The sequence below is a fragment of the Mycobacterium sp. 852002-53434_SCH5985345 genome (assembly GCF_001667155.1).
In the GTDB taxonomy this organism is placed as follows: domain Bacteria; phylum Actinomycetota; class Actinomycetes; order Mycobacteriales; family Mycobacteriaceae; genus Mycobacterium.
This window is the reverse complement of the sequence record NZ_LZIE01000074.1, coordinates 255,458-267,330: the sequence shown is the minus strand read 5'-3', so window position 1 is coordinate 267,330 and position 11,873 is coordinate 255,458. Positions and strand designations below refer to the sequence as shown.

Genomic DNA, 11,873 nt, shown 5'->3' with positions numbered 1-11,873 from the left:
CCGACTAGAATGGTCACGCCGGTCCGGGTCCGGCCTGTCGATGGGAGTAGTGCTGTGCAGACGGCGCACCGGTGCTTCGCGGCGGCAATCGCGGCGGTGCTCCTGGTCCTGGTGGGCTGCCCCGCTCGCGCCGCGGCCGCCGATGTCCGGATCCCGATGGGCGGTGGCGCCGGCATCGTGATCAACGGGGACACGATGTGCACCCTGACGACCATCGGGGGCGATGCCGCCGGTGAGCTGATCGGTTTCACCTCCGCGCACTGCGGTGGTCCGGGCGCGCAGGTGGCCGCCGAGGGCGCCGAGAACGCCGGCGTGCTGGGCACCATGGTGGCCGGCAACGACAACCTCGACTACGCCGTCATCAAATTCGATCCCGCCAAGGTGACGCCGACGGCCAACTACAACGGCTTCGCGATCAATGGCCTCGGCCCGGATCCGGCCTTCGGTGAGATCGCCTGCAAGCAGGGCCGAACCACCGGAAACTCGTGCGGGGTCACCTGGGGACCGGGCCAGGACCCGGGGACCATCGTCATGCAGGTCTGTGGCCAGCCGGGGGACTCCGGGGCGCCGGTGACCGTGAACAACCTGCTGGTCGGCATGATCCACGGGGCGTTCAGCGACAACCTGCCGACCTGCGTCATCAAGTACATTCCGCTGCACACGCCTGCGGTCGTCCAGTCGTTCAACGCGGTCCTGGCCGACATCAATGCCAAGCACCGCCCCGGTGCCGGGTTCACGCCGCTACCGGCCTAGCCGGCCTGAGTGCTACTTGGCGGCTTGGATCGCGTCGAAGACGCTGGCGTCGAGCAGCGTCGATGTGTCACCCAGCTCGCGGTTTTCGGCGATGTCGCGCAGTAGCCTGCGCATGATCTTGCCGCTGCGGGTCTTGGGCAGCTCTGGCACCACGTGAATCTCACGTGGCTTGGCGATGGGGGAGATCTCCCGGGCCACCTCGGCGCGCAGTTCGTCGACGACCCCGTCGTGCACCTCGTACTCGGCGCACAAGACGACGAACGCGCAGACGGCTTGGCCCGTGGTCTCGTCGGTCTTCGCGACCACCGCGGCCTCGGCCACCCCGTGGTGACCGACCAGCGCCGACTCCAGTTCGGCGCTCGAGAGCCGATGCCCCGAAACGTTCATCACGTCGTCGATGCGGCCCACCACCCAGATGGCGCCGTCGCGGTCGTAATAGGCGCTGTCGCCCGCGAAGTACCAGCCCTGCTCGGCGAACCGGGACCAGTACGTCTCGACGTATCGGTCGGGATCACCCCAGATGCCGCGCAGCATGGACGGCCACGGTTGATCCAGGACCAGGTAGCCGGTGACGTGCTCGCCCTTGTGGATGCCCGGCACCAGCTCGACGCCGTGGTCGTCGACGATCTTCGCCGAAATGCCCGGCAGCGGCCGCATCGCCGAGCCCGGTTTGGCCGCGGCCACCCCGGGCAGCGGGGAGATCATCGCCGCGCCCGTCTCGGTCTGCCACCAGGTGTCCACGATCGGAAGGCGCTCGGCGCCGATCACTTTGCGGTACCAGCGCCACGCCTCGGGGTTGATCGGCTCGCCCACCGTGCCCAGCAGCCGCAGGCTGGACAGGTCATGGGCGTCAGGGATCTCGCGACCCCACTTCATGAACGTCCGGATCAGCGTCGGTGCGGTGTAATAGATTGTCACACCGTACTTTTCGATGATCTCGAAATGGCGGTGCTGGGTGGGTGAGTCGGGCGTGCCCTCGTAGAGAACCTCGGTGGCGCCGTTGGAAAGCGGGCCGTAGACACCGTAGGTGTGCCCGGTTACCCAGCCGATGTCGGCGGTGCACCAGAACACGTCCGTCTCTGGCTTGAGATCGAAGACGTAGTAGTGCGTGTAGGAGGTCTGGGCCAGGTAGCCGCCGCTGGTGTGCACGATGCCTTTGGGCTTTCCGGTGGTGCCGGAGGTGTACAGCAGGAACAACGGCTGCTCGGCATCGAAGGGCTCCGGCGTGTGATCGGGCGACGCGGCGTCGACGGCGTCGTGCCACCACAGGTCCCGATCGTCGTTCCACGACACGTCGATCCCGGTGCGCCGCACCACCAGAACGCGCTCGACGGGACTGTCACCGTCTGTGCCCGACGCGACCGCCTCGTCGGCCGCGTCCTTCAGCGGTGCCGGTTTGCCGCGGCGGAACTGCCCGTCGCTGGTGATCAGCACCTTGGCCTGCGCGTCGGCGATCCGGGCCCGCAGCGCCTTTGCGGTGAAACCGGCGAACACGACGCTGTGCATGACGCCGAGCCGGGCGCAGGCCAGCATCGCGATCACCGCCTCGGGAATCAGCGGCATGTAGATCGCGACCCGATCACCGGCGACCAGGCCCAGGCCGGTCAGCGCGTTGGCCGCCTTGCACACCTGTGCCTGCAGGTCGGCGTAGGTCAGGCTGCGGCTGTCGCCGGGCTCGCCCTCCCAGTGGATGGCCACGCGGTCGCCGTGGCCGGCCTCCACGTGACGGTCCACGCAGTTGTAGGCGACGTTGAGCTTGCCGTCGGCGAACCACTTGGCGAAGGGCGCCTGCGACCAGTCGAGCACCTCGGTGAACGGCGTCGACCAGGAGAGCCGATTGGCCTGCTTGGCCCAGAAGGCCAGCCGGTCCTCGTCGGCCTCGCGGTAGAGCTCCTCACCCGCGTTGGCCTGTTCGGCGAACGCCGGCGGCGGCGGATACGACGACGGGCCTACGGCGTCTGTGGCGGTCACTGGCTTCCTCCTGGTGTCGAGGCTCGTCAATCGTCAGAGAGCCTAGCCCCACAAGGTGAAAAGCGAAGCTGCAAATCGAAGGTCAAAGCCGGCCCCGTAGCGGATAATCACCGGTGTGCCCGGTCACGGGCGGCGCAACCGCCGACTAGCTCCCAGCTTCGCCGCGGCCGCAACGGGTTACGCGGCCACCGCCATGCTGGGATCCCCGGCGTGGGCCATGCCGACCGACACCGCCGACGCGCCCACCCCATGCTGGTCGGACCAGATCGCGGTCACCGCCTCGTCGACGCAGGCCGCGGTCGGCCACCGCGCGGCGACCCTGGTGTTCAGCCTCGCCGGGGGCGCGGAGCCCTGCACGCTGACCGGGTACCCCGGGGTCGACTCGGGCGCGGGCGGGCCGCCCATACACGCCCAGCCCACGCTGCGCGGCTACATGGGGGGCCTGCCGGGGGGCGCCGAGGTGCCGCCCACCGTCATCCTGTCCCTGTCCACCCAGGCGCAGGCCATCGTTGAGGGCACCGCCATCGACGTCAACGGCGAGCCCTGCCCCACCTATACCGAGCTGCTGGTCAACCCGCCGGACACGACCGTGGTGCTGACTGTGCCGGCCGCCATCGATGCCTGCGCGTTGCAGGTGCATCCGGTAACGCCCGTCTGATCGACGTCACGACTCGGCTTGCACCAAGCAGTAGACCCGCGGCGGCGTGGGATACGCGTTGGCCTTTGTCCCCGGCGGACACTGCGTTTCGTCGGCGCTGCCGTCGATGCGCTTGTCGACCCTTAATCTTGCGTAGCGTGCTTCACCGCAATCGGCCGGTGTCAACGTCGTCGTCTCACGCTGGCCCGTCCTCAGGTAGCAGAGTCCTTGTTTGAGGTTCGGGACAAAACACAGCGTGTGGGATTCGTTGGTGAGGCGCGCGTAAACAGAGCCGCCGCGCTTGTTGTCGGGGCACGTCGCCGTCGGCCCGCCTATGGCGGCGAACTCATAGGTCGCCACAGGATCACCGCAGTCGGTCGGTTGGTTGAGCGAACCCATTTGGACCTCGAATTCGGTGAAGCACTAACCGATTTCGGGCATCGCGGCTCTGGCCGATGGGGTTGGCTGGGCGGTCGTGTGCGAGCCACGATCGTCGCGCGACACGGCGCGCGCAACGTGGACGAGGACGTTCAGCCCGCCCAACGTCAACAGCACGATACCGATGGTGATCAGCGCGATGGCCGACTTGCTCGCCGGCCGCGGTGGCGGTACCGCGGGAGGGTAACCGGGATAGGGCGGTGGAGCGGGATACGGGCCCGGATACTCGATGGCCGGAGGCGGCGGCGGCCGATACGGGTAGCCGGGGTGGTACGGCGGCGGGGACTGCCGACGCCTGCGCGAGCGCTCTAGAAGGCCAATGATCAGACAGACCAAGCCGACTGCGGGAAGGCCGACCGCGAAGATCAATCGGCCGGCTAGCTCAGCCGATTCGTCCGAGGCCAGATACGCGACGGTCACGACGGGATTCTAGGTTGATGAAGTGGGCGCGGGCACTTCACCGGCCGCGGGTCGCAGGCCCTAGGGTCGGGTGTCATGCGTCGCATGCGGACCCTTTCCGCCGGGATGGCGGCCGCCGGCTTCCTTGCGGCCGCGTCGCTGACGGGTTGCGGCGGCGGCGCGTTGACCCCTGAGTCGGTGGTGGTCAACGGCGGTGAACCGCCCAACCCGCTGATCCCGACCGCCACCAACGACAGCCTCGGAGGGCGCATTCTGGATCGGCTGTTCGCCGGCTTGGTGTCTTATGACGCCGCCGGCAAACCGTCGCCGGAGGTGGCGCAGTCGGTCGAGACAACCGACAACATCAACTACCGAATCATCCTCAAGCCCGGCTGGAAGTTCACCGACGGCTCACCGGTGACGGCCCATTCGTTCGTCGACGCGTGGAACTACGGGGCGCTGAGTACCAATGCGCAACTGCAACAGAGCTTTTTCAGTCCGATCGTCGGGTACGACGAGGTCGCCGGCCTGAAGGGAGACAGAAAGCCGGCCCGGACCACCATGTCCGGGCTGCAAGTGGTCAACGATCTCGAGTTCGACGTGCGGCTCAAGGCGCCGACCGTCGACTTCGCGTTGCGGCTGGGACACAATGCGTTTTACCCGTTACCGGCCACGGCTTTTCGGGACATGGCCGCGTTCGGCCGCAACCCGGTCGGCAACGGCCCGTACGAGTTGGCGAGCGGTACCGACGGGCCGGCCTGGGAACACAACGTCAAGATCGACTTGAAACCCAACCCCGACTACCACGGCAATCGCAAACCCCACAACAAAGGTCTGAGGTTCGAGTTCTACGCCAACCTGGACACCGCCTACGCCGACCTGCTGTCCGGCAATCTTGATGTGCTGGACACGATTCCGTCCAGCGCGCTGACGATCTACCAGCGTGACCTCGGCGGCAACGCCGCGAGTGGGCCCGTCGCGGTCAGCCAATCGCTCGACACGCCATTGCGGTTGCCGCACTTCGGCGGCGAAGAAGGCCGACTGCGCCGCCTGGCGCTGTCGGCGGCCATCAACCGGCCGCAGATCTGCCAGCAGATCTTCAACGGCACCCGCAGCCCGGCCCGCGATTTCACGGCCAGCTCGTTGCCCGGCTTCGATCGGAACATCCCGGGCAACGCCGGATTGGACTTCAACCCCGAACGAGCACGCCAACTTTGGGCGCAAGCCAACGCGATTTCGCCCTGGAGCGGGCGGTACTGGATCGCATACAACGCCGACAGCGGCCATCAGGAATGGGTGGACGCGGTGGCCAACAGCATCAAGAACGTGCTGGGCATCGACGCCGTCGGCGCGCCGCACCCCACGTTCGCGGGCTTCCGCACCCAGATCACTAACCGCACCATCGATACCGCGTTCCGCGCGGGCTGGATCGGTGACTACCCGTCGATGATCGAGTTCCTAGCCCCGCTGTACGCCACGGGGGCGGGATCCAATGACGTCGGGTACTCGAGCCGGGAATTCGACGCCGGGTTGGCCACCGCCGAGGCCGCGCCAAATCTGCAGCAAGCGGATGTGCTGGTCAACGAGGCTCAGCGAATCCTGTTGCACGACATGCCCGCTGTGCCGCTGTGGTACTACATCGCGGTGGTCGGATGGTCGCCACAGGTCGGTAGCGTCAAGCTCACCTGGAACGGTCTGCCCGACTACGAGAATATCGTCAAGGCTTGACAGATGGGTTGGTACATCGCGCGCCGGATCGCCGTCATGGTGCCCGTCTTCCTCGGCGCCACGCTGCTGATCTACGGCATGGTCTTCCTGTTGCCCGGTGACCCGGTGGCCGCGATCGCCGGGGACCGCCCGCTCACTCCCGAGGTCGCCGCGCAACTGCGGGCCCGCTACCACCTCGACGATCCGTTCCTGGTGCAGTACCTGCGCTACCTCGGCGGCGTGCTGCACGGCGACTTGGGCCGGTCCTACTCCGGGTTGCCGGTGAGTGACGTTCTCGCACATGCCTTTCCGGTGACGGTGCGGCTGGCGCTGATAGCCCTGGCCGTCGAGGCGGTGCTGGGCATCGGGTTCGGCGTGATCGCCGGACTGCGCACGGGGGGAGTCTTCGATTCCACCGTCCTGATCGCCGGACTCGTCATCATCGCGATCCCCATTTTCGTCCTGGGGTTCCTTGCCCAATTCGTTTTCGGGGTGCGGTTGGGCATCGCACCGGTCACCGTGGGGGAGCGCTCGACGTTCGGGCGTCTGCTGCTACCCGGCATCGTGCTGGGCTCGGTGTCGTTCGCCTATGTGGTGCGGCTGACCAGGTCCGCGGTGGCCGCCAACGCGCACGCCGATTACGTCCGCACCGCCACCGCCAAGGGGTTGTCCCGGCAGCGCGTGGTGACGGTGCACATCCTGCGCAATTCGCTGATCCCGGTGATCACCTTCCTGGGCGCCGACCTGGGGGCGCTGATGGGCGGAGCCATTGTGACGGAAGGCATCTTCAACATCCACGGCGTCGGCGGTGTGCTGTATCAGGCCGTCACCCGGCAGGAGGCGCCGACAGTGGTGTCGATAGTCACGGTGCTGGTGCTGATCTACCTGATCACCAATCTGGCGGTGGACCTGCTGTACGCCGCGCTGGACCCGAGGATCCGGTATGGCTGAGCGGTCGGGTTTTTGGCGCGACACGTGGCGCGGGCTGCGCGGCCGCCCGAAGTTCGTCGTCGCCGGCCTGCTGATCCTTTTCATCGTCGCGGTCGCGATGTTTCCGGCGTTGTTCACCGGGGCCGACCCCACCTACGCCGACCCCGGCCAGAGCCTCCTTCCGCCCTCGCGCGCGCACTGGTTCGGCACCGACCTGCAGGGTCACGACGTCTACGCCCGCACCGTCTACGGCGCGCGGGCCTCGGTCACCGTCGGGTTGGGGGCCGCCCTGGTCGTGTTCGTCGTCGGCGGTGCGCTCGGCGCAGTGGCCGGGTTCTACGGAGGCTGGATCGACGCGGTGGTCTCCCGCATCAGCGACGTGTTCTTCGGCCTGCCGCTGCTGCTGGCCGCCATCGTGCTCATGCAGGTCATGCACCACCGCACGGTGTGGACCGTGATCGCCATCCTGGCCTTGTTCGGCTGGCCGCAGATCGCCCGCATCGCGCGCGGATCGGTGCTCGCAGTGCGCAGCAGCGATTACGTGCTCGCCTCGAAAGCGCTGGGGCTGAGCCGCTTTCAAATTCTGGTGCGCCACGCAATGCCCAACGCCCTTGGTCCGGTCATCGCGATGGCCACCATCGCCCTGGGCGTTTTCATCGTCACCGAGGCCACGCTGTCCTACCTGGGCGTCGGACTGCCAACGTCGGTGGTGTCCTGGGGCGGCGACATCAACCTCGACCAGACGCGGTTGCGGGCGGGCTCACCCATCCTGTTCTATCCCGCCGGCGCACTGGCGACCACGGTGCTGGCCTTCATGATGATGGGCGACGCATTGCGCGACGCCCTCGATCCGGCGTCGCGGGCGTGGCGGCCATGAACGACACGCCGCTGCTGTCGGTCGAGGGCCTCAAAGTAGGCTTCGGCGATCACGCTGCGGTCCGCGGCGTCGATTTCACCGTCTTGGGGGGCCACACGGTCGCGGTGGTGGGCGAGTCGGGATCGGGGAAGTCCACCACGGCGGCGGCGATCCTCGGGCTGCTTCCCCCCGGCGGCCGAATTACCGCCGGGCGCATCGTCTTCGACGGATCGGACATCGCCCGGGCCGACCGCCGGACGCTGCGCTCCATCAGGGGGCGCCAGATCGGCTACATACCCCAGGACCCGATGACCAACCTCAACCCGGTTTGGAAGGTCGGATTCCAGGTATCGGAAGCGTTGCGGGCCAACACCTCCGACCGGCGGACGCGGCGGCGCGCGGTGGAGCTGCTCGCGCAGGCGGGCATGACGGACCCGGCGAAACAAGCGGGTCGCTATCCCCATCAGCTGTCCGGCGGCATGTGTCAACGGGCCCTGATCGCGATCGGGTTGGCGGGACGGCCGCGGCTGCTGATCGCCGATGAGCCGACGTCCGCGCTCGACGTCACCGTCCAGCGCCAGGTGCTCGACCACCTGCAGGAGCTCACCGCGGAGCTCGGCACCGCGCTGCTGTTGATCACCCACGACCTGGCGCTAGCCGCCGAACGCGCCGAGTCCGTCGTCGTGATGCGCGAGGGCGTCGTGGTGGAATCCGGTGCGACGCGGTCGATCTTGCGGGAGCCGCGGCACGAGTACACCCGGCGGCTGGTGGCCGCCGCGCCGTCGCTGACGGTGCACAGCCCGGCCCGGCAGCGTCCGGCGGATCGCGGGGCGTCCGACGACATCCTGGTCGCCTCGGAGCTGACCAAGGTCTACCGCGAGTCGCAAGGCGCGCCGTGGCGGCGAGCGGAATTTCGTGCCGTCGACGGGGTTTCGTTTCGGCTGCGGCGGGCGAGCACGCTGGCGATCGCCGGGGAGTCGGGTTCTGGCAAGTCCACCCTGGCGCAGATGGTGCTCGGCCTCCTGCCGGCGAGCTCGGGCACGGTCGTTTTCGACGGCACCCGCATCGACGACGCACTGGGCCGGGATCAGCAATTGGCCTTCCGGCGGCGGGTGCAGCCGGTCTTCCAAAATCCTTACAGCAGCCTGGATCCCATGTACACGGTGTTTCGCGCCATCGAGGAACCGCTGCGCATCCACCGCGTCGGCGACCGCGGGGAACGCGCGCGAGCGGTGCATGAACTCGTCGACCAGGTGGCGCTGCCGTCATCGGTTCTGGGGCGGCTGCCTCGGGAACTGTCGGGTGGCCAACGGCAGCGAGTCGCGATCGCCCGGGCGCTAGCGCTGCGGCCCGAGGTGCTGGTCTGCGACGAGGCGGTCTCCGCGCTCGACGTGCTGGTGCAGGCCCAGATCTTGGATTTGCTGGCCGAGCTGCAGGCCGAACTGGGCCTCACGTACCTGTTCATCAGCCACGACCTGGCGGTGATCCGGCAGATCGCCGACGACGTCTTGGTGATGCGCGCCGGTCGGGTGGTAGAGCAGTCCGCCACCGACGAGCTGTTCACCCGGCCCCGGCACGAATACACCCGCCGGCTGCTGGAGGCCATCCCGCACGTGCCGGCATCCGATCGTTGAAGCCGGGATAGGTTGGCAACCTGTGACGGCTGATCCACTCGCTCCGTTGATGGAGTTGCCGGGCGTCGCCGAGGCCAGCGACCGGGCCCGCGACGCGCTGGGCCGCGCCCACCGGCACCGAGCCAACCTGCGCGGATGGCCGGTGACCGCAGCCGAAGCGGCGTTGCGGGCGGCCCGAGCCTCGTCGGTGCTGGACGGTGGTCCAGTCCGGCTGGAAGACCTCGCGGACGCCGGGGCCGTCAGCGATCCGGTGTTCGGCGGGGCGCTGCGGGTGGCCCAGGCGCTGGAAGGCGGAGAGGGCCCCCTGGTCGGGATTTGGCGGCGGGCACCACTGCAGGCGCTGGCCCGCTTGCACATGCTGGCGGCGGCCGACCAGGTGGACGAGGACCGGCTGGGCCGGCCCCGCGCCGATGCCGGCGTCGGGCCGCGACTGGAGTTGCTGGCGGATTTGGTAAGCGGCGGCACCCAGGCGCCTGCGCCGGTGGTCGCCGCGGTCGCGCACGGCGAACTGCTGACGCTGAAGCCGTTCGGCAGCGCCGACGGTGTGGTCGCCCGCGCGGTGTCGCGGTTGGTGACCATTGCCAGCGGGTTGGATCCACACGGATTGGGTGTGCCCGAGGTGAGTTGGATGCGCCAGCCGGCCGACTATCGCGACGCCGCACAAGGCTTCGCGGACGGCACGCCGGCCGGGGTGGGAGCCTGGCTGGTGCTGTGTTGCCGGGCGATGCGGGCCGGCGCGCAGGAGGCTGTGACGATCGCCGAGTCGCTGTCGAACCGATAGCTGAATCGGTAGCCGGGCGGCCGCAGAAACGCCACCGGACAATACGAAGCGGGCGACGTCCCGAAGTATTCGGTCCGCCGCCCGCTAGCACGGAACTCGGTTACCATGCGTGCATTTCGGGGCTGCGTGGGTTGGCCTCGGCGATCTTGCGATGCTTCCGGTCGCAACCCCACCCAAAGGGCCGTCGACACCGTCCACATTTCGCAATTACGCAGGCCCGCAACACTTCTGCCATTATCGCGGCTATGACTCCGCGTGGGTGCCGAGCACCGTGCTGGGCGCCCGGGTCGGGAGATCGAACCTTCTCCTCCGGATCGACCTAGGCCTCACCGGGCTTCCGTGGTTCCTTTGTACTACTAGACCCTTAGCGCAGCAAGGCCCAATTTTGCAAAAATTGCGAAGCCATGCCGAAATGTGTTTGCTGACTTCCTTGGCCGGGGCTAGAACGCGAAGCGGCGCAACAGCGAATAGGTGACCGCGCCGGCGGCCAGCGCACTGACGCCCACCGCCGCGGTCGTCGCGATCGCCGCCCCCGACGGCGCCGGGATGCGGTCGCGCAGCGATACCGGTCGCGAAAACGACAGCACCGGCCAACCACGTTCGACGGCTTCCCGGCGCAATCCGCGGTCTGGATTCACCACGCTGGGATGGCCGACGGATTCGAGCATCGGCAGGTCGGTGATCGAGTCGGAGTACGCGTAGCAATGCTCCAGCGGGTAGCCCTCGCGGGCGGCCAGCTCGCGGATCGCTTGCACCTTGCCCTCGCCGTAGCAGTAGAACGCTATCTCGCCGGTGTACCGGCCGTCCTCGACGACCATGCGGGTTGCCATCGCGTGGGTGGCGCCGAGCGCCCGCGCGATCGGAGCCACGATCTCCTCGCCGGAGGCGGAGACCACCACCACGTCGCGGCCGCACAGTTTGTGGGCGGCGATCAGGTCCGCGGCTTCGGCGAATACCAGCGGCGTGACTATGTCGTGCAGCGTCTCGTTGACGATCGACTTGACCTGATCGACATCCCACCCGGTGACCATGTTGGTCATATGGAGGCGCATCCGGTCCATCTGGTCATGATCGGCACCGGAGAGCAGATAGATGAACTGCGCGTAGCTCGACTTGAGCACGGCGCGGCGGTTCAGCAGTCCCTGGTTGAAGAACGGTTTGCTGAACGCCAGCGTGCTGGACTTGGCGATGATCGTCTTGTCCAGATCGAAGAAGGCCGCGGTGCGGGCCCGGGAAGCGGACGTTGCCGCCGTGTGCTGCTCCGCGGCCGGGTCGAAGACGGTCACCGACCCAGCATAGGTCGGTCGCGCGGCGGCGCCGAGATTCTGGGCCCGAAAAGGCCGCTCAGCAAAGTGGGACCACTGGTAACGCCAGTGTTTTTGCGGCTCAACGTGTTCTTTCATAGAAAGAGCTATTGCGTTATCGCGGCTTGTCATGTGTATAGTAAGCATTACTCGGCCTGAGCCGAGGGTGTATCAGCCCGACCCCCCGGGGCTGATGCACGACGACCCTCGCCTCCTCCCCCCCTGGCGGGGGTCGTCCCTTTTCTGGGGTATTTTTCAGGTCTTTTCAAGGCCGGTTCCGCGCATACGGACCGCGCGACGCGACCGCTCAATTGGTTGCGGACATTCCATCTCCTTTACGCCGACCGAGCGCCGGTCGATGTCTTTGTGCACACTCGCGTCTCTATCCCCAGATCCGCATTTGGGACTGGCGTCCAACATCGCGAACCCGCCAGAGTGGGCGCGTGACGAGCACCTCCCCGCC

The 11,873-nt window shown here is 67.8% G+C and carries 11 protein-coding genes; 7 read left to right on the top strand and 4 right to left on the bottom strand.

The features are described 5' to 3' along the window. The first annotated feature begins 54 nt into the window (after window positions 1-54). Entirely contained in the window at window positions 55-753 is a 699-nt protein-coding gene (locus A5756_RS18810) for a peptidase (protein WP_066955665.1), read from the top strand. Between the two features lie 12 nt (window positions 754-765). Here A5756_RS18810 and acs read toward each other — a convergent pair whose 3' ends face one another. After that, on the bottom strand, window positions 766-2,724 hold the full coding sequence (acs, locus tag A5756_RS18805) for an acetate--CoA ligase (RefSeq protein WP_066955662.1): 1,959 nt from the start codon (window positions 2,722-2,724) through the stop codon (window positions 766-768). A 115-nt stretch (window positions 2,725-2,839) separates the two neighbouring features. Between acs and A5756_RS18800 the strand changes: the two genes are divergently transcribed. Beyond that, window positions 2,840-3,382: a DUF4232 domain-containing protein gene (locus A5756_RS18800; RefSeq protein ID WP_197505409.1), complete on the top strand. Its 543-nt coding sequence runs from the start codon at window positions 2,840-2,842 to the stop codon at window positions 3,380-3,382. Between the two features lie 6 nt (window positions 3,383-3,388). On the opposite strand, the gene A5756_RS26520 is transcribed toward A5756_RS18800, so the two are convergent. Beyond that, the gene (locus A5756_RS26520) at window positions 3,389-3,760 is read right to left on the bottom strand and encodes a hypothetical protein (protein ID WP_232005361.1); all 372 of its coding nucleotides are present in this window, start codon (window positions 3,758-3,760) and stop codon (window positions 3,389-3,391) included. 24 nt (window positions 3,761-3,784) lie between these two features. Continuing rightward, window positions 3,785-4,219: a hypothetical protein gene (locus tag A5756_RS26515; RefSeq protein WP_232005360.1), complete on the bottom strand. Its 435-nt coding sequence runs from the start codon at window positions 4,217-4,219 to the stop codon at window positions 3,785-3,787. 75 nt (window positions 4,220-4,294) lie between these two features. On the opposite strand from A5756_RS26515, the gene A5756_RS18790 reads away from it, so the two are divergent. From A5756_RS18790 to A5756_RS18770, 5 genes are read left to right on the top strand one after another with little or no spacing between them, the layout of a single operon-like run. Next, complete coding sequence (locus A5756_RS18790; RefSeq protein WP_066955656.1) at window positions 4,295-5,926, top strand: ABC transporter substrate-binding protein; 1,632 nt, start codon at window positions 4,295-4,297, stop codon at window positions 5,924-5,926. A 3-nt stretch (window positions 5,927-5,929) separates the two neighbouring features. Continuing rightward, window positions 5,930-6,856, top strand: coding sequence for an ABC transporter permease (locus tag A5756_RS18785; RefSeq protein WP_066955653.1), 927 nt, complete (start codon window positions 5,930-5,932; stop codon window positions 6,854-6,856). Next, a complete protein-coding gene (locus A5756_RS18780; protein WP_066955650.1) occupies window positions 6,849-7,712 on the top strand; it encodes an ABC transporter permease in 864 nt (287 codons plus the stop codon). The genes A5756_RS18785 and A5756_RS18780 overlap by 8 nt, the downstream gene beginning before the upstream one ends. Next, complete coding sequence (locus A5756_RS18775; protein ID WP_066956020.1) at window positions 7,709-9,325, top strand: ABC transporter ATP-binding protein; 1,617 nt, start codon at window positions 7,709-7,711, stop codon at window positions 9,323-9,325. Before A5756_RS18780 ends, A5756_RS18775 begins: the two co-directional genes overlap by 4 nt. Window positions 9,326-9,347: 22 nt before the next feature. Further along, entirely contained in the window at window positions 9,348-10,106 is a 759-nt protein-coding gene (locus A5756_RS18770) for an oxidoreductase (protein ID WP_066955647.1), read from the top strand. A gap of 440 nt (window positions 10,107-10,546) precedes the next feature. On the opposite strand, the gene A5756_RS18765 is transcribed toward A5756_RS18770, so the two are convergent. Next, window positions 10,547-11,392: an HAD-IB family hydrolase gene (locus A5756_RS18765; protein WP_066955644.1), complete on the bottom strand. Its 846-nt coding sequence runs from the start codon at window positions 11,390-11,392 to the stop codon at window positions 10,547-10,549. Window positions 11,393-11,873 lie beyond the last annotated feature (481 nt).